The sequence below is a fragment of the Ktedonosporobacter rubrisoli genome, assembly GCF_004208415.1.
GTDB lineage: Bacteria > Chloroflexota > Ktedonobacteria > Ktedonobacterales > Ktedonobacteraceae > Ktedonosporobacter > Ktedonosporobacter rubrisoli.
In genome coordinates this window covers 2,805,553-2,826,622 of record NZ_CP035758.1, presented here as the reverse complement: position 1 = coordinate 2,826,622, position 21,070 = coordinate 2,805,553, and the positions used below count along the sequence as shown (strand labels likewise).

At 53.4% G+C, this 21,070-nt stretch carries 14 protein-coding genes; 7 read left to right on the top strand and 7 right to left on the bottom strand.

Annotated elements, in window-relative coordinates; genetic code table 11:
• Window positions 1-79 precede the first annotated feature (79 nt).
• The 5 genes from EPA93_RS12825 to EPA93_RS12805 all read right to left on the bottom strand — a co-directional run bounded on the left by EPA93_RS12825 (window position 80) and on the right by EPA93_RS12805 (window position 7,003).
• The gene (locus EPA93_RS12825) at window positions 80-3,733 is read right to left on the bottom strand and encodes a winged helix-turn-helix domain-containing protein (protein ID WP_129887904.1); all 3,654 of its coding nucleotides are present in this window, start codon (window positions 3,731-3,733) and stop codon (window positions 80-82) included.
• A complete protein-coding gene (locus EPA93_RS12820; RefSeq protein WP_129887903.1) occupies window positions 3,730-4,011 on the bottom strand; it encodes a hypothetical protein in 282 nt (93 codons plus the stop codon). The genes EPA93_RS12825 and EPA93_RS12820 overlap by 4 nt, the downstream gene beginning before the upstream one ends.
• On the bottom strand, window positions 3,992-5,428 hold the full coding sequence (xylB, locus tag EPA93_RS12815) for a xylulokinase (protein WP_129887902.1): 1,437 nt from the start codon (window positions 5,426-5,428) through the stop codon (window positions 3,992-3,994). The genes EPA93_RS12820 and xylB overlap by 20 nt, the downstream gene beginning before the upstream one ends.
• Before the next feature lie 177 nt (window positions 5,429-5,605).
• Window positions 5,606-6,481 carry a sigma-70 family RNA polymerase sigma factor gene (locus EPA93_RS12810; protein ID WP_129887901.1) on the bottom strand — a complete coding sequence of 292 codons (876 nt, stop codon included), beginning with the start codon at window positions 6,479-6,481 and terminating at the stop codon, window positions 5,606-5,608.
• A 153-nt stretch (window positions 6,482-6,634) separates the two neighbouring features.
• Window positions 6,635-7,003, bottom strand: a complete 369-nt coding sequence (locus EPA93_RS12805; RefSeq protein WP_129887900.1) for a winged helix-turn-helix transcriptional regulator — start codon at window positions 7,001-7,003, stop codon at window positions 6,635-6,637.
• Between the two features lie 368 nt (window positions 7,004-7,371).
• Between EPA93_RS12805 and EPA93_RS12800 the strand changes: the two genes are divergently transcribed.
• Complete coding sequence (locus EPA93_RS12800; protein WP_129887899.1) at window positions 7,372-8,607, top strand: MFS transporter; 1,236 nt, start codon at window positions 7,372-7,374, stop codon at window positions 8,605-8,607.
• 112 nt (window positions 8,608-8,719) lie between these two features.
• Window positions 8,720-9,328, top strand: a complete 609-nt coding sequence (locus EPA93_RS12795; RefSeq protein WP_129887898.1) for a hypothetical protein — start codon at window positions 8,720-8,722, stop codon at window positions 9,326-9,328.
• A gap of 42 nt (window positions 9,329-9,370) precedes the next feature.
• Here the strand turns inward: EPA93_RS12795 and EPA93_RS12790 are convergent, their stop codons facing one another.
• Window positions 9,371-9,970, bottom strand: a complete 600-nt coding sequence (locus EPA93_RS12790) for an HAD family hydrolase (RefSeq protein WP_129887897.1) — start codon at window positions 9,968-9,970, stop codon at window positions 9,371-9,373.
• Between the two features lie 125 nt (window positions 9,971-10,095).
• Window positions 10,096-11,481: a serine/threonine protein kinase gene (locus EPA93_RS12785; RefSeq protein WP_165423058.1), complete on the bottom strand. Its 1,386-nt coding sequence runs from the start codon at window positions 11,479-11,481 to the stop codon at window positions 10,096-10,098.
• 303 nt (window positions 11,482-11,784) lie between these two features.
• On the opposite strand from EPA93_RS12785, the gene EPA93_RS12780 reads away from it, so the two are divergent.
• The 5 genes from EPA93_RS12780 (at window position 11,785) to EPA93_RS12760 (ending at window position 21,040) form a co-directional block, all read left to right on the top strand.
• Window positions 11,785-12,795: an aldo/keto reductase gene (locus tag EPA93_RS12780; protein ID WP_129887895.1), complete on the top strand. Its 1,011-nt coding sequence runs from the start codon at window positions 11,785-11,787 to the stop codon at window positions 12,793-12,795.
• Between the two features lie 132 nt (window positions 12,796-12,927).
• Window positions 12,928-15,945, top strand: coding sequence for a winged helix-turn-helix domain-containing protein (locus EPA93_RS12775; protein WP_129887894.1), 3,018 nt, complete (start codon window positions 12,928-12,930; stop codon window positions 15,943-15,945).
• A gap of 176 nt (window positions 15,946-16,121) precedes the next feature.
• Complete coding sequence (locus EPA93_RS12770) at window positions 16,122-19,265, top strand: winged helix-turn-helix domain-containing protein (protein ID WP_129887893.1); 3,144 nt, start codon at window positions 16,122-16,124, stop codon at window positions 19,263-19,265.
• Window positions 19,266-19,540: 275 nt separating this feature from the next.
• Complete coding sequence (locus EPA93_RS12765; protein ID WP_129887892.1) at window positions 19,541-20,419, top strand: haloalkane dehalogenase; 879 nt, start codon at window positions 19,541-19,543, stop codon at window positions 20,417-20,419.
• A 111-nt stretch (window positions 20,420-20,530) separates the two neighbouring features.
• Window positions 20,531-21,040 (top strand): dihydrofolate reductase family protein, encoded by a 510-nt coding sequence (locus EPA93_RS12760; protein ID WP_129887891.1) that lies wholly within the window; start codon window positions 20,531-20,533, stop codon window positions 21,038-21,040.
• The last annotated feature ends 30 nt before the right edge of the window (window positions 21,041-21,070 follow it).

The window sequence follows — 21,070 nt, the reverse complement described above, 5'->3', positions numbered from 1 at the left end:
ATTCCTTAAGGTGATAGAAAGGGTGATCTTTACGCGCAAAGAAAATGCCGCCCTGCGGAGGAGGGGAAGGAGGAAAGCGTTAGAGGATATCGCGGCTGAGAGCGGCCTCGCGAGCCTCCCAGCGGCTCCTGACATTGAGTTTGCGATAGACACTCTGCACCTGCGTCTTGACAGTATTGATCGAGACCACCAGCTCCTCAGCAATCTGGGGATTGGAGCGTCCCGCTGCCAGCAGGCTAAGCACGCGCCTCTCTTGAGGGGTTAGCGGCTCTAGCATGAGTGTCGCCGTAGCCTGAGAAGGGGCGGGCAGGGCTGTTCCCACACCAGCAAAAGCCGCTAGCAAGCCGCGCGCATAGCAAATCAGCGGCTCCTCCCGCAGCTCCTGAAAATGGCTGCGCAGGAGCGCGGCCAGAGCCTCCCCTTTCTCCAAAAAGATGCGTTGGAAGCCCTGGGCCTGCCCCAGCTTTAACGCCGCAAATAGTGCGTCTCGGGCCTCGGCCGGGCGGCGATTGGCGGCATGAGCCTGAGCCAGTAGTAGCTGGATCTCTAGCTCGCTGCGAATACGCCGCTGAGCGTGCGCGTCTCCCTGCCAGCGCTCAAGAAGCTCTAAAGCCGCCGGGATCTCTCCGCGCACGATAAGAAAGCGGGCGTGGAGCAAGGCTTCGCGCTCCCGCTGGATAAGCCGAAAATCTTCACCAAGCTGGCGACAGGTAGCCTGCCAGGGCTCTAGTGCGGCCAGATTGCCCATGACCAGATTCAACTCGGCCTCCTGGATAAGTGCCTCGCGATAGAAAGTGCTCGACTGCCATTCCTGGCTAAGCGCCAGCAGCTTTTGCAAATTTTGTTGCGCCTGTTCTAGCTGTCCACTTGCCTCTAGCAAACGAACTTGCAATAACTCAGCGGGGCAGATAAGAATAGCCTCAACTAAGTGTTTTCCCAACGTATCAAGCTGATCGCTACCCAGTTTCAGCATCTGCCTGATGTGCCCTTCGGCAGCCGAAATATCGTTTTTTTCATAAGCAAGCTGCGCCATACCACGCCAGGCTACGGCTAGCTCGGCAGGATTCCCGGCAGTGGCCAGCAGGTGGCGATAGGCCTGCTCGGCTTGCGACAGTTCCCCTTGCAGTAAACTGATTTCGGCAAGCATCGCTGTTCCACGCATGCTGTACTCCGCAACCGGAATCCCAAAGAGCTCCTGTCCTTCCAGCATCAAGCGGCGCGCCGCCTCCGGCCTCCCTGCATAGAGCTCTCCCATACCAACTATCAAAACGCTGGCACCTCGCCAGCGCGTCTGAGGAGCTGGCGGGAGCTGGAGGGCTCGTTGGGCCAGGCGAATCGCCTGTGGTAGATCATCTTGCCAGCGCACCACTTCGGCATGGCAGGAGAGCACTTCGCTTAACTTTTCCCATTCTGCGCTCCGTTCGTAAAAGCGCTCAGCCATGTGTAGCGGCCCCTCAACCAGAGCCAGCGTGGCCGGAGAGCTGCGATCTAAGGTGAATAAGAGCGCCGTAGCATATTTGAGGCAAAGCGCCGGATGCGCCTCCAAGAGCTGAGCAGGCAAAAGTTCTAGCCAGCGCAGCAAAGTGGCATATTCATGCATAGCACTACGATTCTGCACGTTCAGCAACCGCTCCATCAAGCTTGCCGCTTGCACCCATATTCTCGCCGCAAGGGCCGCCTCAATCCCCTCAGCCAGCATACCTTGTTGCTCGTACCAGCCGCTGGCACGCTCCAGACATAGCTTCATTTCCTCCTCGCCTAAACGCTGGCGCGCCTCTTCCTGCAACGCTTCAGCAAAGAGGGCATGGTAGCGATACCACGGCGGCTCGCCACCAAGAGCCTGTAAGAAGAGACCGGCACGCTCCACTTCTCTCAGCAACTGCGCGCTGTCTTCACGCCCACTAACCGCATTGCAGAGCGATGGCGTCATGCGACCGAGCAGGCTGGTTTGCAACAAAAAGCGCCGGCGCCCTTCCGGCTGCGTGCTGAGCACATCGAGCACAAAGTAATCAAGCACATAACGATGACTGCCTGTGAAGGCTGCCAGCACTTGCGCGATTTCCTCCGGCTGGCTTTTGCCCTGCAAGGCCAGGGTGAGAAGGCGCAGGCCAGCGGGCCAACCTTCCAGATGAGTTTCGAGAGAGCCGAGGGTTTCCACTGGCAGTGGTGCTGGAAGAGCCTGCTGCAGAAAGGCAGCGATTTCAGCAGGGGAAAAGCGCAGATCGCTAGCTCCAAGCTCTAGCAGTTCGCCACGAGCTCGCCAGCGCGCCAGGGGGAGCAAAGGCTCGGCCCGGCTAAGCATGACCAGATGTAGCGAGGGTGGCAAGTGATCGAGCACAAACGTCAACGACTCGTGGATCTGCGAGGACGTGATGACATGGTAATCTTCAAGAATGAGCAGGCAAGGCAAAGTCTGCTGGGCTAGCTCATTTAAGAAGCTAGTGAGAAGTGTCTTGAGAAAAGGCAGTGTAAAGAATGATTGCTCAAGCGCAAGCTCGGTCAGAGCGGAACTGCCAGGCTTGTCCTCAAAGAACGTGCAGGCGGTCAGCACATAGTGCCAGAAGCGCATGGGATCATCGTCCTCTGGATCAAGCGAGAGCCAGGCCGTCTGCGTTTGTGAGCTCTGCGTATCGATCCATTGACGTACAAGAGTGGTTTTGCCAAAACCAGCGGGAGCAAGCAGAAGGGTGAGCTTGCCCTGACGGCCTTGCTCCATACGCGCCAGCAAGTTTGGACGTGCAAGCAGCGAGGCAGCTAAACGTGGCAGGCGCAGCTTGGGTATGAGCAAAGGTGCGGGTAGCAGCGCAGCAGGAGGGTGAGGCGCAGGAACCCGACTTGCACGCTGTACTGAGGGTGCAAAGTAGCGCCTTGTGGTCTCCAGAGAATCATGGCCCATAAGCCGAGCAAGCTCGGGTAAAGACATCGTTTCTGCCAGGCGATAGCCAAAGCAATGGCGCAAATCACGTGGACTCAGGTCGGCAATACCTGCCAGGTCAGCATATTTTTTGACAATATATCCTAGCGCTCTGACTGATAAGGCTTCATGAGTTTTCTCTGAGAGGAAGACCCAGGTCGAGCGGATTGGCAACGTAGGAAGGTAATTAGCCAGTGCCTGACAAACTATGGCGTTTAATGGCACATTGCGTGTTTTGTGGCCCCGGTCTACAACGTAAAGCTGACCTTTCTCTGCTCCAAGGACGATCTGTTCTGGCTTCAAGCGACAGAGTTCATTGGCACGCAGCCCGGTATAGAGCAGGAGTAGAATAATGGTTCGATCGCGCGGGGTTCCATAAGTAGTTACCGCTGCAAGCAACGCCTGTTCCTCCTGCCCGCTGAGATGGCGCTGGTGCATTATTTCTTCTTCCATGCGTAGAACAGGCATTGAGGTTTCGCTATTGAGAGGATGCTGAGGGCACGCCCATTGAATGTAGCGCTTGATACTGCTCAGGGCTCGATTAATAGAAGCAGGTCTTTGCATACTCTGTTGCAGGAAGGCACGATAACGTCTCAATAGAGAGGTCGTAATAATCTGCGGAGAGAACAGCACGCACCTATCATCTTCAGCCGCACCAGAAGCCTCCTGCTCGTACCAGGCAATGAAGTGGCGCACGTCGCTAACATAGTTACGAACAGAAGCTGGAGAGAGATCTTCTTGCGCCCTCATCCACTCTTCAAAAGCCCTCAAAGTCTGTGTCCCAGCGGCAGAAACTTGCGGGATGGAAGCTCGTTTCACGTTCTCTCCTCGTTAGCAGACATTTTCCTTCCTGTATTGCCTGCCCTTTTCCCTATTGCTATATTAGCAGACATTGGCCGGCCTGTCGAGCTCCCTTGTTGAAGCGATTGTTGACTCAGGCCCGCGAACATAAGCGTGAATGGATGATCCAGAGCCTCGAAGAGAGGATGCAAGAAGTAGAAGCCCATGCGATCTTCTTGCGTAAGATGCTGGCGAGAGGAGAGACACAAGCTAAGGAAGGCTTGAAAGCCGGGACGGCTAGTTGTTGATGTTTTCAAGATATCTTGCATATATACAGTTATACACGGCTACCTGTTCCTGCGCTGGAGAGGCCATCAGGGATGTGCGCGGAGCCAGGGAAGCCGTTTCCTGAGCATTGGCCCAGATACCACCTGCAATACCAGCAAGCAAAGCAGCCCCACGCACTGAAGCTGCAGGAGTATCGACAGAGAGCAGTTCCCGATTCAAAATATTGGCAAGCATCTGACGCCAGGCAGGATGCTCGCTACCTCCACCAGCCAGGCGCAAGGTGCTTGTTTTAGTTGCAGCTGGCAAGGCCTCAAAGGCCCCGCGAATACCAAAGGCGATGCCTTCCAATACAGCATGCAGCAGATGCTCGCGCCGATGATCAATACGCATACCAAGGAAGGCCCCGCTACTAGCAGAATGGGTATGATGAGGACGTTCTTTCGTCAGGTAGGGTAAAAATAGCAGGCCCTCGGCACCAGGTGGTACAGAGGCCGCGCTAGCATACAGCTCATCCCAGCTTGCATTAAACATCTGACGCACCCAGTTGAGGACAAGTCCGGCATTTTGCACAGCTGCCATGGCATACCAGTGGGTTCCGTCAGCGGCCCGATAGAGGTGAGTACGTCCGCGCGGATCGGCGCTGGGCTCTGCAGAAAGCTGCATTAACTGCGCCCCAGTCCCCAGAGTGAGTTGAATAGGTCCCGGAGTGAGTAGACCGGTGCCAAGCGCCGCCGCCGCAGTATCGGCCGCACCTGTCGCTACAGGAAGCTCGGCTGGCAGGCCCAGTGCTTTAGCCGCGCGAGCCGAGAGCCTACCTGCTACGGCGCCCGAGGGTACGATCGCGGGAAATAAAGAACGGTTTAAGCCAAGCGCGGCAATAATATCATCTGCCCAGCTATCTGCCCGTAGATCATAGAGCAGAGTGGCAGAGGCATCGCTGGGATCTGTGGCGACTTCATCGGTCAGACAAAAGCGCAGCCAGTCCTTGGGTTGCAAGGCCCAGCGAGCCTTCTGATAAGAGGATGCTTCGTGCTTCGCTAACCAACATAACATTGGACCGGCCATACCTGGCACCAAAGGATTCGCCAGGCGTTCTTTAAGGAATGTGGGCAAGCTATGATATTGTTCAAGCTCTGCTTGCGCACGTGTATCAGACCAGAGCATGGCAACGCGTACTGGCTGTCCCCCTTCGTCTGCCAAAACCACACCATGCATCTGCCCGGAGAGCCCGATAGCTGTAATCTCGATATGGGAAAGCCGGGCCAGCGCTGCCTGTACAGCCGCTATCGTAGCCGACCACCACTCGGCGGGATTACTCTCAGACCAACCGGGCTGAGGCGCTGTGACAGCGTAGTCAGCTTTACTCACGCTCAGCGTATGCCCCTGTATGTCCTGGACCACCACTTTGACTGAACTTGTGCCAAGGTCAATACCCAATAGCGCCATTCACATCGCTCCTTACAAACCTCTAGAGGGAAGTATAGACTTTAATCCTTGCTTTTATTTTCAAGCAATTTCCTCAATACTCTGCATAAGCTCCTTTTCTCTTTATATTATAGACCATTATCGAATCTGATAAATACAGAAATTAGGTAATCAGGCGGAAGGAAATGCGTTGATCTATCAGCCGTCGATTATGGCTAGATTGAGCCCGCGAAGCCGTTGCGGATCGGAAATCGCGTTGATCTCGGTAATCTTGCCGTTGCTTATCGCGACATTGATAACGATTAGGAGCCGGCCCCGCGGCGCCACGATGATTCCCACGACGCCATTTACCAGAGCTGCACGCGCGGCTGCGGCTCGTCCCCTGAACAGCCTGGCCACAACTTCTGCCCCACGCGCCTCCTTGGGAGCGTCTGTGTCCCCTGCAACCTTGTCGTATCGGAACACAACATTCGGATCAAGCGTTGTGAGTAGCGCTTCGAAGTTCCCGGTGCGCGAGGCAGCAAGAAAAGCATTGACTACTTCCCGCTTTGAGGCAAGATCGCTCTCAGTGGCTCTCGCTCCTCCGCGCACACGGCGGCGAGCCCGGCTGGCCAGTTGTCTGGCTGCCGCTGGAGTACGTTCTACGATGGGCGCAATTTCCTCGAAAGACATGGCAAATATATCGTGCAGCACGAAGGCCAGGCGCTCGGCAGGCGAAAGCGTATCAAGGACAACAAGCAGGGCAAGCCCAACTGAGTCTGCTAGCACTACTTCTTGTTCGGGATCAATTCCATCTTCAGTATCTGTGATGGGTTCAGACACAAAAGCTTCAAGGGATTCCTCATGCCGCGATTTGCGCGAGCGCAGCATATCGAGGCAGATCCGCGCCACTACCGTCGTCAGCCAACCACCAATGTTCTTAACGGCACTCATATCAGAGCGGCTAAGGTGAAGCCAGGCTTCCTGTACCGCATCCTCCGCCTCGGCCAGATCGCCGAGCATGCGGTAAGCTACTGCTTGCAGATGGGAACGGTTAGTTTCGAACTGTTCTACCAGCCATTCATGCGTATTCATTGAGACATCTTCCCTTAATCACATTTTCAGTGTTTTGCTGTCATAAACATGACGAACGATCCTTGTCAGATGTGACGGGAAAGCGAGCTTGCCTGGAAAAATAGGGCAAAGGCTTCGCTTTATGATATGGGAGCCTGATGCTACGGCCTCCCACTAGCCTTTGTCATTATGCACGGCCAGCCTGGCTGTCTTTCTTTCGATGATCTGCTTGATATGGCGATCTCCCCATGTTTGCATAGCATTCAAGATCGGTTCCAGCGTCTTGCCAAAGTCTGTCAACGAATATTCGACCCTTGGCGGAACCTCCCGATAGATCTCACGGTGCACAAGGCCATCAGCTTCCAACTCCCGTAGTTGAAGCGTGAGCATTCTCTGGGTAATGGCCGGAAGCTCTCGCTTGAGCTCACTGAAGCGTTTGGGTCTCTCAACTAATTCGGAGAGAATAATTCCTTTCCACTTCCCACCAATGATGTCAAGTGTAGCTTCTACAGCGCAACGGTACTGGCAATATTGATTTCCCATCTTTAAATCCTTCCAGTAGTATCATTTCTGGTACTATACCACAATTTTGTGCGTTCTTGCGCTAGTTAATATTTCTCTCTATATTTATATCACTGACAGGTTTAGCATGGACACGCTTGATCCAGAGCTGAAAGATGCAGGTCAATTTGCCGCTCCAAATGGAATAGGTCATACTTTACACCTGTTGGCATGATGACTCTATGCTAATGGTCGAATAGTGGCGGCACTAATTCTGCTCCATCTCCAGCAGGGATCATGTGGTTTAGCAAGGAAATCAAGAGAAGCGGTTCCTGACACGAGTAGAGATGGCGGAGAAGCTTGTCTCTTCAGGAATCAACGTCATTTATAAAGAAAAGGGGTGATAATATATGGGAAAGAAGCTTATTGTGCTCTCCCTCATACTTTGCGTCTTTAGCAACACTACAGGCGAGTTTGTTATCGCTGGTATCCTACCAGATATTGCGACTAATTTAGGAGTATCGATCCCTGCCGCCGGATTATTAGTATCAGCATATGCTATAGGAATGATTATCGGTGGCCCGCTGCTCACAGTTCTTACCGCTCGCTTTGCTCGCAAGCCACTTATCGCGCTCCTGCTTCTGGTCGTGGTTCTGGGAAACCTGGCTTCAGCGCTCGCGCCAACCTATCCTGTACTTTTTGTAGCTCGCTTAGCCACCTCGTTGGGAACATCCACATTCTTTGCCAACGCAGTCGTCATCGCCGCATCCACGGCTGCCCCTGGCAAGCAGGCATCCACGGTATCTCAGCTTGCATTTGGCATGAATCTGGCCATGATCTTAGGAGCTCCGTTGGGCACCTTCATCGGCAATAATTTTGGCTGGCGCTTTACTTTCGTGGCCATTGCGATATGTTGTGCCTGCGGTCTCTTGCTTGTGTTGTGGTTGGTGCCAAGGAGCCAGCATGCTACAGCCGGTACTTCTGCCATAGCTGAATTGCGAGTCTTCGGCAAGCCAGACGTACAACTTGCTATCGCGATCACCGCACTGGGCAATGCCGGACTACTCACTGTCTTCATCTACTTCGCGCCATTGCTTACCAATATCAGCGGCTTTACTGCTGACATAGTTGCCATCCTGTTGCTGGTATATGGCGTTGGCGCTACTATTGGTAATTTCGTCGGCGGCTGGCTATCCGATCGTGCTCTGATGCCGTCACAGATTGGCTTGCTCCTTATCCTTGCGGCAGCACTCGCACTTCTATGGGTAGTCAGTGCAAGCATGATAATTACTGCAGCTATGGTCTTTATCCTCGGTGCTTTGGGTTTTTCGGTCATCCCCGGTATGCAAACCCGGGTCCTGACTACTGCATCTGCGGCCCCAACCCTGGCTATTGCCGTGAACGCCTCGGCATATCAGCTTGCGGCGGCTTTCGCAGCCTGGCTTGGGGGCCAGATCATCAGCAGCGGACCAGGCCTGCGCTCGATCTATCTCGTCAGTGCAGCTATCACTATCGTCGGGGCTGCAGTGAGTGGCTATGCCTGGTTGCGAGATCGCAGAGCCATCAGTACGGAACTGCATAGCACTTCACCGCAAGCCGATACCAGCCTCACGCTGAATACTGTTAAGAATAACCAATGTGAATGATACTGGGGACAAAGCGTGAATCGCTTGCAAGGGCAAAGAGCGCACCCCCTATTGCAGAAATCTCTCCATTGTATAGAATGGAAACAGTCTTTGAAGGAGGAGAAAGCCGACGATGCGGAAAATTCAAGAGATCAGCGAAGATGAGATGATTGCCATCTACTTACAAACTGAGCTTTCTTCAGTCCGTTTTCGCCAGAAGCTTGAAGTACACATACAGCAAGAGAAGATTGATCTAAATATTCTTCAAGAGCCAGATTTGCACAATGCCTCAGAAAATGCACTCAGGCGAAAGTTGCTGGGAGAATATAGGGGCTATGGTCAGAACAGGGGGTATTTTACTGACTTCCCTGCCCATGTACGCTGGGAACGGGTCCGACTTTCAAGAGAAGAGTTAGAGCGGGTTCGCTATATTGATTGGAAGTACTGGTTAGACCTCACCGATGGCACCCGCATGGCGATTGATGGCGCACGTAATGCGTTGGCAGGAAAAGTGGTCTACGATGTGAGCAGCGATGGACTTGTGTCCCTGGCAAATGCGTTGCGACATGGAGCACGGTTCCCACCACTCATTCTGGTAGCGAAGGATGTTGAGGCGCCTCTGGTCGTCATGGAAGGACACGCACGCCTGACGGCCTATCTCATTGCACCAGAGTACATCCCAACTGAGCTAGAGGTGATTATTGGCTATTCTGAGCAAATGAAGGATTGGGGTTGCTACTAAGGAGGCCAGGACAGCAAATGAATCCATTTGGTCGTGAGCTTTCTAGAGGCCGATCTGGTAGGGCTGCAATTGCTCCCTCAGATCATCATAGGAGCGAAACACAATGCCATGAATCCCTAAGCGCGACGCAGCCTCCACATTAGCACGGCGATCATCGATAAATATAGCCACCTCTGGTGCGCATGAGAGTTCTTGCAAGACCTTTTGATAGATGGCCGGCTCAGGCTTGCTCAGTCCCAGCTCGCAAGAAAAGAAGTAGCTATCGATATCCTCAAACGGGCTCTGCCTTAAATGCTGCACGAGAGGCGCCTCAATATTGGAGAGCAGCGCTGTAGTATATCCCTGACGCTTCACTTGTTTAAGCAAGGCAAACATCTCGGGTCTCTCGCGATACGTTTGTTTAAACCCATCAAGCCAAAGGGACTCACAATCCGGGCACGGGATCTGCAATTCGGTCGTCACCATCCCCCAGAGCTCCGCTTCGGAAATCTTCCCTTTATGCCAGACGTCCCAATACTTCCTCAGTGCCTCTGACAACACTTCACCATCTACTTGTAGAAAGCTCGCATAATATTTAAGCATCCCGGCGGCAGGCTCCTCAATGAAGACACCTCCCAGATCAAAGATCACAGTCTGAATCACAACATCTCCTGCTTTCTATTAAATTTCTTCATGCACCTTTATCCATGCGCACAATCGTAGCAGAAAAAGCTTGGCCGGTCGAGATAAGTCTGGAAACTTTTCCTCGCACACTCCCGACGATCCGGCTAGCCCTTGCACACACCGTGGAGAGATTTGAGCTGCAGATGTGGGATTATCCGCCATCCGCTCCCACGACGTTTGACAATATAATAGCCCTGATAAAGATTCGTCGCCGTTCCAGCCTTTCCCGGAATATCTTCCACCGCATTATCGGTAATATCTACGCGAACCGTTCCATCTGCAAGCGCGGTCACGGCATCGATACTCATACAGATCTTGTGGGTGTGCTGATAATCGCCCTGCAACATCTCGTAAGGGTACCGCTTCTGGTAATCCTCGTCCAGGAGCGCATAGGCAGCCTTGTACCGCTTCTGCTCCCAGTTAGTATAGTATCGCTGCACGATATCTCTGGCCTGCTCGCTTGCCGTCTCATTCGTCGTGGGAGTGGAAGCATCAATATAGACTCCAGACACATAACGAGCATGGGCATTCATATTAATCAGCCATATGCTTGCCGAAATCCCCACGATAAGCGCCACAGCACATAGGAGAAGCCAGCCAAGGACGGGGCGATGTCGCTGGATGAAGAGCGATGCGGGACGATAATTAGTAGTTGGTGCCTGAGGAGCTGGAATAACCTGTGTAGGAGCGGTGTATAGCCGCTCTGCTGCATCCCGAAGATCTTCCGCCAACAACCAGGCATCGTCATAACGCTGAGAAGGCCGCATCGCCATAGCCTTCTTGATTATTGCCTCAATTTCTGGTTCAAGGTCAGAATCGCGCGGATCAGCCTGCGTTGGTCGATATCCTGTGAGCATCTCAAAGAGAATAACGCCAAGACTATAGATATCGGCCCGATAATCGATGCCCCGACCGTGCCAAATCTCCGGTGCCGCATATTCGGGAGTTCCTATAAACTCTCCGGTTTTAGTTAATGTAGAGCCCTGAATGCGCGCAATACCAAAATCGGTAAGGATGATATTATCATCCATGTCCAGGAGAAAATTCGCTGGTTTGAGATCCCTGTGAACTATTTTTTTGACAGCATGTGCATACATCAGCGCATCGGCTGCTTGCTCAACGTAATAAAGCACCTCATGCAAGGGCAAGGGACCGTCGCGCGCAATTTTATCCGCCAGGGTTCCTCCCGCAATATAAGGCATCACAAGATAAGGTATATCGCGATACTCTCCGGTCCCAATGATGTGTATAATATGGCGATGACGCAAATTACCAATAATACGAGCCTCTCGACGAAAGCGGGTGAGTAAGCCAGCATACTCAGCCGCATTAAGCTGATTCTTCGGCTTAAGAAACTTAATCGCAACTTCGCCCCCGGAAGTGACATGATGGGCCCTGTAGACGACGCCCATGCCACCCTCTCCCAGGAGACGTTCGAGATGGTAGCCGTCAATGTTCTGGCCGATAAGTGCTTTAGGGTCGATCTTCATCAGGCGTCCCTCCACTAATATGCACATCTCACGAGCTACAACAGGCATTCCTCTTAAGCATAAGTATACCGTATATTACAGAAAAATATTATCTGCATTTTATCTAGTTATAAATTTTTCTTACATTTATGGAAGTACTTCTTTCCCGGCCCGGAGTGTAAAAGCGTTTGGTAAGTTTGGGAAGAACTTCAGTAGTCATAATTCTATTGCTGCTTTCCCCTTTCGGTGGATGTGCAAGCTGTCGCTTTCGCTCTATGATTGGGGCATGAAAATTCATGTTCTTACACAGGAAGGATAGAGATAATGACCGCAGTATCGCCACGAACGCTAGGAAGAAGTGGAATAGAAGTCAGCGCACTAGGCATGGGCTGCTGGCCCATTGCCGGGATTACCCGAATCGAGCCAGGTTTTGGCGGTGGAACGTTTGGCTGGGGCAATATAGACGATAATGAGTCGATCCGCGCCTTGCATGCAGCCCGGGCTGCCGGGATTACCTTTTTTGAGACCGCCGATGTTTATGGCGGAGGACATAGCGAGCTTCTCCTGGGTCGCGCCTTTGCCGAGCGCCGGCAAGATGTCGTCCTCTGCACCAAGTTTGGCTTTGTCTTTGATCCCTACACGCGACAAATGTTAGGCCGTAACGCCAATCCCGAGTATGTTCGGCGTGCCTGTGAGGGAAGCTTACAGCGCATGCAGACCGACTACATTGATCTCTACTTGCTCCATGTTGGCGAATATGATACAAGCTGTCTTGACGATATTTGCGACGTCCTGGAAAAGCTGGTAACCGCCGGGAAGATCCGCGCGTATGGCTGGTGCACCTGGCCTAACAGTCTGGAAGGAGTCAAGATCATGGCCCAGCGCGAACACTGCGCGGCTGTTGAGTATCGCTTAAATGTCCTGGAGGATGCTCCGGCGATGATGGAGGTTTGCGAAGAGCATGATCTAGCCAGCATAAACCTGGCGCCCTTAGCCATGGGGCTATTGACAGGAAAGATCACCCAAACAAGCCAGTTTCCCCAGGGCGATGTACGCCATGGCTGGAATCTCAACGCCGGCTCGGAGGCCGAATTGCTCAAGAAGGCCGAGCTACTCCGCGAAATCCTTACCAGCGACGGGCGCAGTGTTGTGCAGGGAGCGCTGGGCTGGCTTCTCGCGCGCAACCAACGCACGATTCCTATCCCTGGCTTTAAGACTGTTGCCCAGGTAGAGGAAAATGCCGCTGTACTAGAACTGGGTCCCTTGAAGCAGCAGCAGATGGCTGAAATTGAAAAGCTGCTGCAGCGAGACTCGGCGCAAAGCAGAGCAGTGTAGGATAAATTGACAAGCGCTGAGCTGAGCTGCTATGCTGATGGCGTATCTGTAAGTAGATACGCCATCTATTTTTTGTTCAGCCACAGTGTAAGGCAGCAGCCAGGCATATGAAAGCAGCACGGCAGGGAAGGCATGGCACATACAACCCCACGAGTCGAGCAGGACATCCTAGTAGAGCCAACCAACAGGCCGGTTTCCGTTGGCTCGCCGCAATGGTATGCCTGGCTCGATAATGAAGAGAATCGTTCGTTCTTCTTTAGCAACGAAGCTGGATCGTTTACCGCGCGTAAGGAACGCAGAAAGCGCGGAGGGTGGTACTGGATTGCCTATCGCAGCCGCCGGGGCCGGCTTGTTAAGACCTATATGGGGCGTAGTGAGGATCTTACGCTTGAGCGTTTACGTGAGACCACAGTGCGCCTTGCCGAGCAGCAGATAAGTGAACGGCATAAAGCCCTTTCCACACAGCTGGCTCAGCCCGATGTTACTAGCAGGTTCACCCCGCCACCACTTGCGGCCCGTCCCTTTAAGCTGATCGAACGCCCAGAGCTACTCAAACAACTAGACGAAAGCCTGCGTCAGCACAAACTTACCCTGGTCACAGCTCCGGCCCGCTTTGGTAAGACCACCCTGCTCAGCATGTGGTATAAAATGCGGAGCCAACAGAGCCACAAACAGAAAATCGCCTGGCTTGCCCTGGATGAACGAGATAACGATCCGGTACGCTTTTGGAGCGCCTTAAGAAGTGCTCTCCTACAAAACACTCAGCATACTGGCAACGACAGCTCAGCACCACTGCACTCGACACCCTTGATGTCTATCGAGACAGTTCTTGCCGCATTATTAAGCCGCAATTCTCATAGGTCCATCCTCATTCTTGATGACTACCATACTATCACCAACGCGCAGATCCATCAGCAGATGCAATGGCTCGTGACATATCTGCCGGCCGATTTGCACATTATCATTGTTAGCAGGCGCGAACCGCCACTCGCCTTAGGGCGTGCGAGAATCTATGGCGAGCTGGGCGAGCTAGACGCCGACGATCTGCGCTTAGGTAGAGATGAGATCAAGCGCTTCTTAAGCGAAAGCGTCAACCTGTCGCTCTCAGCCGAGGAACAGGCCTTCCTTGAGCAACGCACAGAGGGCTGGATTGCCGGCCTCCAACTTATCACGCTGGCTCTACGCGAGCAACAGCAACCTCATACGGTGCTGGCCCAATTTACTGGTAGCCAGCACTCGCTCTTTGATTACTTCGCCGAAGAGGTCTTTGCCCAACAGAGCGAAGCAGTGCAGCGCTTTTTGCTCCATACCGCTCCGCTCACTACCTTTACACCACAGCTTTGTGCCGCGATGCTCGATGACGAAGCGCATGCCGATAACACGACCCAGACGCATAACCTGCTCAGACAACTTGAGCGAGCCAACGCCTTTCTCATTCCTATGGATGAGCAGCGGCAAAGCTATCGTTATCATGCTCTTTTTGGCGAGTTTCTCCTGGAAAAACTGAGACAGAGCTCACCAGAGTTGCTCATCTCGCTGCATCAACGAGCTGCCCGTTATTTTGAGCGACAGCAGATGCGCGAAGAAGCGCTTGAGCACGCGCTTGCGGGAGAGGATATAGCCAGGGCCGGTCGTCTCATTGAGCAGCTCGGGGATGAGATACTATGGAAGCGTGGAGAGGTTAAGCTGCTGCTCTCATGGATGCAACGCTTACCATCCAGCAGGTATGAGGGGAATCCCCGCCTGGCTATGCTCTATGCCTGGGCTTTGCTGCTCAGTGGGGAGCGTGAGCCGGAGGGCGTTGCCGCCTTGCTGGAAGCCATCGAACGGCGGGAAGATACAGCACTTATCCAGAAAGGGGAGATCGCGGCACTGCGCGCAAGAATTGCCGCCTTCCACGACGATATTCCGCAGGTGATCGCCTTCTCTCAACAGGCCCTACAAGAACTTCCCGAAGAACGGGCGCTGTTGCGCGCCGATGTGGCCTTTGGTCTCAGTGGCACGTACACGGCACGCAAAGATCTGGATACCGCCTATCGCCTGCTCGCTGAAGCCTTGCACATCAGTCAGGCCCTCTTTAGCCTGCGTACAGCAATGTTCGCCAGCCGCTACCTGGCCGCGATCTGTGTTGAACAAGGGCGTCTTAGCGAAGCGGAGGCCATCTTGCGCCAGGCCTTGTACTTCGCGGGAGCCAGAGAGGGAACCCGGGTGCCGGCAACGGGCATCGTCCATATCGGCATGGCCGAACTACTCTATGAACGCAATGAGATCGCCGCCGCCCTACAACATGCGTCGCTTGGCATAGCTCTTGGCGAAGCCAGCGGCGAAATCAAGGTGATCTTGGGCGGATATTGTATTCTAGCCCTGATCCTGGCCATTCGAGGCGAGATAGCCCAAGCCTGGCAGCATCTGTGGAAAGCTGAGCGTATCGCTACTATAGGCAAAGTTCGCTGGCTCAGTGAGCAGGTAGCCATGATAGCCATACGCCTCTCACTTCTACAGGAGGATACAGGCGGCGCTCAGCGTGCCTTGCGCCAAATTGGTATTGATCCAGAGGCAAGTATGGCCCAGGCACCACCAGAGGGGCAGGAACAAGTACGGCTCATGCTAGCGAGGGTTTGGCTGGCCGAAGAGAAGTATGAAGAGGTAAAAGAACTGCTTGCCCCTATTATAACAGCCGCCCACGCGGGGAAGCGCGTAAAAGTACTTCTGGCCGCCCGGGCTCTACAAGCCAGTGCCCTCTATCGCTTGCGCGAACGGCTGGCAGCGCATGTATTGAGCGAGGTTTTAGGCCTGGCCGGCCCGCAAGGGTATATGCGCACATTGCTGGATATTGGCGAACCTCTACAGAAGCTCTTGCAGGGCGTTGAAGTAACGCGAGAGGCGCGCATGTATGCACGCAAGCTGCGCGAAGCTAATGGCGCTGGCGATCTCGCTGTGGAAGGATGCGAAGACTTAAGCGAGCGGGAACATGAAGTATTACATTTGATGGCCGCCGGGATGTCAAATCAGGAAATCGCAGAAAACTTGATCATCGAAGTTAGCACGGTTAAAGTACATGTCAGGCATGTGTGCCAGAAGCTTGGCGTGCAGAAACGCCTGCAGGCGGTTGTGAAGGCGCGCGAAATGGGTTTACTAAAGTCTTCCTAAATATCTGATGAAAATCGGTCATTGCCTGGCTTCCGTGAGATCTTTGGCCCTAGTCAAGAAGGGTCTTATTCACTCGTTTCGCGCGTTGCTTTGTTGCCTAACATAGTGATCTATGCTATAGTTGTTAGGCAACACGCCTGGTCCATCCTTGCTTAGAAGATCAGATAGGAAGATCTATGCCAAGATATGCACAATCACAGCTGAGATGGTCCGAGCAAGCCCAAAGCTATGTCCTTGCCAGCGCTGATCAAGCCAGCTCTCAGGAATTCAACGTGGGCTGGCTTGAGCAAATTGCCTCCTTTTCTTTCCATAGCCGTGATGGCATGTACTACACAGTGCGCAAGCAGAAAGTTCAACGCGGAGGTAGCTACTGGTATGCATATCGACGTCTGCATGGGCGCATCATCAAGCGCTATCTCGGCAAGACAGCAGATCTCAGCTTGAATCGTTTAGAGGAAATCGCGCGTCTCCTGGAAAGCTCGTCTAGCGCACAGCAGCTCACGGCAGATCCACAGCAAGAAATGACCTCATCTTCATACTCGCTATCAGTCCCGTTTCAAGAAGATGTCAAAGTCCTTTCGCCGCCTGAGCCAGTTCCGCTTCTTTTATCCAAACTCGCTCCTCCACGCCTGCCCGGCTTTCTACTCGACCGCTCACGCCTCTTTACTCTGCTCGATAACGGTCAGCAATGCGCGATTACGCTCCTCTCAGCGCCTGCCGGCTTTGGCAAAACAACCCTTGTCTGTCAATGGATAGCCGCGCGACGCACACAATCCGATTTCCCAACAGTTGCCTGGGTCTCTCTGGAAAGTGCCGATAATGACCCGCTGCGCTTCTGGCGCTATCTCATTGCCACCTGCCAGGCTCTGCAAATCGACCTGCAAGATGCAAATGCGGCCTTGCGAGCACTAACTCCACAGCCGCCCTTCCTGCTTTCAGAATTTTCAACTATGCTCACAGCTCTGCTTAATGCGCTGGCCCAATGCCCAACCCGAGGCATCCTGGTTTTAGAAGATTACCATGTTATCACCGAGCAGACGACTCAGGAAACGCTCTCTTTCTTTCTTGAACATCTCCCAACCACCCTCCACGTGATACTCATTTCGCGCAACGACCCTCCCTTTTCTTTAACGCTGTTGCGTGCCCGAAATATGTTATATGAGGTACGTACTTCTGATCTCCGCTTTAGTGAGGAAGAGAGCAGCATCCTGCTCCATCACGCTCTCCCATTTGCTCTCGATGCCTCGACCATCCAGCGCTTGCATGCACAATTGCAAGGCTGGGGAGCCGGTTTGCATCTCATGAAGCTTGCGCTCCAGAAGACTACTACAGCCGCGCAGCAAGCTCAGGTCCTGGCGCTCTTTTCCCAAAACAACACCTCTTTGCAGGAATATTTTGTGAGTGAGGTGCTGGCTTTACAGCCGGAGCCGGTCCAACAGTTTATTCTTCAAACCTGTCTCCTTACGCGTCTCAACAGCTCCTTGTGCAATGCAGTGACGCAACAAGAGAATGCCCAGGATCTGCTCACGCTACTGGACCACAGCGATCTGTTTCTCGAACCGCTTGAGTATGGCACATCCCAGAGGCCACAGATGACGCAACAGTGGTATCGCTATCACGCGCTTTTCGCTGAAGCCATGCAGGCCGAAGCCCATCGTCGCTTCAGCAGAGAGCAATTGCGCCTTCTCTCTGCACGCGCCTCTCACTGGTACGAAACGCATAGTTTTCCCCACGAAGCTATAGATGTTGCCCTCTCTACCCAGGATTATGAGCGAGCGGCAATCTTGATAGTCAGTACAAGCGCGGAGCATACCTTTCCAGGAGAAATCTATGAGCCTCATACCTTGCAGCGCTGGCTAGAGCAACTGCCAGAAAACATACTGGAAAAGCATCCCCTCCTTTGTTTGAGCTATGCTACAACGCTGCTATTTCAAAGCACTTCATGGCAGCCCGATGATCTGGCGCTACCTCTGATGGAGAAGCTTTTGCACAAAGCCGAGCAAGGCTTTCGCGTCGAGAATAATTTATCGAAGCTTGGAGAGCTGGCGGCCTTTCGCTCATTACTCGCCCTGAGATCAGGCGATATACAGGCTTCCAGTAGATATGCCAAACAAGCCCTGGATTGGCTGGCGGAGGGACAGCACATCTGGCGTGGCCTCACGCTCAGTATTGTGGCCGAGGAATTGTTACAGAAGGGACACTTTCAGCAGGCTTTTGCCGCCTTGCTTGAAGCTCAGGCGCTATGTGGGGCCGCAAAGAATCACTATTTTCAGCGCATCGCTCTGCTCAAGCTGGCCCACGTCTACTTTGAGCAAGGAAATACCCAGCAAGCTAGCGCCCTGTATCGCCAGCTGCTTGCGGATGCCCAGAACGAAGAACCCATTTACGCACGCTCTTACGCTCTGGTAGGGCTAGCTTCACTCTGCTACGCTTGCAATGACCTGGAAAGCGCTTCTCGCTATGCTCAGGAGGCCATCGCGATTAGCAACTCTCAATTTCTCGTGTACTACGAGGTCCAGGCAGGCTTGCTTCAGGCTCGTATCCTCCAGGCCCAGGGCCAGGATTTTGTTGCCCAACAGCAACTCTCTGCCCTCCTGGATCGAACGTTTGCCTCCTTACCCCATCTCGCCCAGGAAATCAAGGCCGCGCAAGCGCACTTAGCGCTCTCCACAGGCGAGCATATAACCATGCAGCTTTGGGCAGCGAGCCGCTTGCCTCATCCCACTTTTTCCCAGGAAATAGGCGAAAAGCTGCTCATTAGCCGCTGGCTGCGCGCTCAAGGTAAGCTGGATGAAGCCGCGCATCAACTTGAACTTTTGCTCGCGGCTACACAGAAGGCGGGACAGACGCGACGTATACTTGAGATTCAGGTAGAGATGGTCCTGGTCGCAGCAGCAAGAAAGCAGAAGACAGAAGCCCTACAATTATTACAGCGAGTGCTTGGACAGGCCCTGGCAAGCAACCTGAGCCGCATGTTTCTTGACGCGGGTGAGCAGATGGCCACCCTGTTGCGCCTCCTTATCCCTCAACTGCACGAGGCGCCATTGCTTACCTTTGTACGTACGATTTTGCGTGCCTTTCCAGGCCAATCACAGAACGGCACCCTGGCTCCGAGCACAGCTTTACTCGAACCGCTCTCACCTCAAGAAAAGCGCGTCTTACGCCTGCTGGCCCAGCACCGTTCAAACGCAGACATAGCCAGCGAGCTTGTAGTTTCGGTCAATACAGTACGCACTCAGGTCCAGAGCATCTATGGCAAACTTGGTGTCCACAATCGCAGTGCCGCCAGCGCGGTAGCGCATGAGCTGCATCTCATCTAAGCACTGCAGATAACCTCTCCATTTCCTGCTGTCCTCGAATCATGCAACTAATCATCCTCAAGGATGACGCAGCTTCATCCTTCTGAAGGCTATACTGATCTCTGTCGCTGGGAGCGTGGATCACAAATTACCATCGAGCATCGACCTATTTGCGCATACAGAGCAAGCGTGAATTGAGCCAGATCTACTCCCCATTCGGACAGAGGTATCACTTCATTTCTCATGCGATATTGGACCGCCATTCATCATGGTGCGTTCAGAAAGGATACATCATCATGTTAAGCGCAGCGTTCCCCTATTACAAAAAGCGAGAGTCAGTGTTGGGATTAGAGATGGCTTATGTAGATGAGGGCCTGGGCGATCCAATCGTCTTCTTGCATGGTAATCCTACCTATTCCTATGTCTGGCGCAACATCCTGCCTTACGTACAAAGTTTTGGCCGCATTATTGCTCCAGATCTCATCGGCATGGGAGATTCGCAGAAGCTACCCCACAGTGGCCCGGCCTCCTATACCTTTGGCGAGCACCGCCGCTATCTCGATGCACTCCTCGAAAAGCTAGGCGTACGAGAACGTATCATTTTTGTTGGGCACGACTGGGGAGCGGCTCTGGCCTTTGACTGGGCGCGCCGTCATCCCGATGCCGTACGCGGTATCGCTTACATGGAGGCAGTTTCGGGAGTCTCTTCCTGGAGCAAGATGCCGGAGATAGCGCGCTCGCGTTTCCAGGCCCTGCGTTCATCCCAGGGGGAGCAAATGGTACTTGAACAAAACTCCTTCATTGAGTTCAACCTGCCCAAAACGATTCTGCGCACGCTGACTGAGGAGGAGATGAACGCATATCGCCGCCCGTTTGCCGGGCCTGGCGAAGCGCGACGCCCTACTCTCTCCTGGGCCCGCCAATTGCCAGTTGATGGTGAACCTGCCGAAATCGTGGAGATTGTTACGGCTTCCGCCCGCTGGCTCTCGCAAAGTCCTGTTCCTAAATTGTTGATTCAGGCCATTCCAGGTGTACATGATCCAAACGAGCTGGCACTTCAACGCGCCTGGCCTCAGCTTCGCACGGTAAGCGTACGCGGCCACCACACTCCACAGGAGGACTCTCCCGATGAGATTGGCAAGGCCATCGCCAGTTGGCTGCAAGACATAAAGTAGATACTTCAGAGGCGAAACGGTGAGCTAACTAAACAAGTTTCATAGTGGCCAACCCCTGGCTAGAGCTGTAGCCATAAGAAATATTCAAATAAAACATGAGGAGAAAATAACATGAAAACGATCCTTTGGGCAACCTTATCGGCAAATGGAAACTACGCACAATCTAGCGCCGAGAACCCTCCTAAGACGGAGGCAGTCAACGATTTTGTGAACCAGGCGAGAGCCGTTGGAAATTTTATCGTTGGGCGCAAAACGTTCGAGAGCTTTGCCACTAACGGCGGAGGCCCTTTTAGCGGTCTCGACATCGTGGTCGTCTCTCAGAGTGCCAAAGAACTTCCTGGCGCTCAGGTCGTAGCCTCGCCCAAAGAAGCCCTGGCCTACCTCCAGGCTAAGGGTCATCAAAGGGCTCTTCTGGTTGGCGGAGCAGCACTACACAATGCCTTTTTAGCGCAAGAGCTTGTTGACGAATTTATCTTCGACATAGCTCCGGTGCTGGAAGGCAAAGGATATAACCTTTTGCTTGATCAGAACAACTACAAATACAAAAAGGCTCAGTTGATGGATTTCAAGCCTCTCGGTAATGGCGTCGTGCAGCTGCACTATGCACTTGAGGATGCTTAAAGTCGTTTAACACGAAACCGTCAGGTGCTG

Coding starts and splice junctions, on each gene's coding strand:
- EPA93_RS12775 (WP_129887894.1), top strand. CDS start 12,928: ATGGCACATACAACCCCACGAGTCGAGCAGGACATCCTAGTAGAGCCA.
- EPA93_RS12780 (WP_129887895.1), top strand. CDS start 11,785: ATGACCGCAGTATCGCCACGAACGCTAGGAAGAAGTGGAATAGAAGTC.
- EPA93_RS12795 (WP_129887898.1), top strand. CDS start 8,720: ATGCGGAAAATTCAAGAGATCAGCGAAGATGAGATGATTGCCATCTAC.
- EPA93_RS12785 (WP_165423058.1), bottom strand. CDS start 11,481: ATGAAGATCGACCCTAAAGCACTTATCGGCCAGAACATTGACGGCTAC.
- EPA93_RS12805 (WP_129887900.1), bottom strand. CDS start 7,003: ATGGGAAATCAATATTGCCAGTACCGTTGCGCTGTAGAAGCTACACTT.
- EPA93_RS12765 (WP_129887892.1), top strand. CDS start 19,541: ATGTTAAGCGCAGCGTTCCCCTATTACAAAAAGCGAGAGTCAGTGTTG.
- EPA93_RS12770 (WP_129887893.1), top strand. CDS start 16,122: ATGCCAAGATATGCACAATCACAGCTGAGATGGTCCGAGCAAGCCCAA.
- xylB (WP_129887902.1), bottom strand. CDS start 5,428: ATGGCGCTATTGGGTATTGACCTTGGCACAAGTTCAGTCAAAGTGGTG.
- EPA93_RS12760 (WP_129887891.1), top strand. CDS start 20,531: ATGAAAACGATCCTTTGGGCAACCTTATCGGCAAATGGAAACTACGCA.
- EPA93_RS12800 (WP_129887899.1), top strand. CDS start 7,372: ATGGGAAAGAAGCTTATTGTGCTCTCCCTCATACTTTGCGTCTTTAGC.
- EPA93_RS12810 (WP_129887901.1), bottom strand. CDS start 6,481: ATGAATACGCATGAATGGCTGGTAGAACAGTTCGAAACTAACCGTTCC.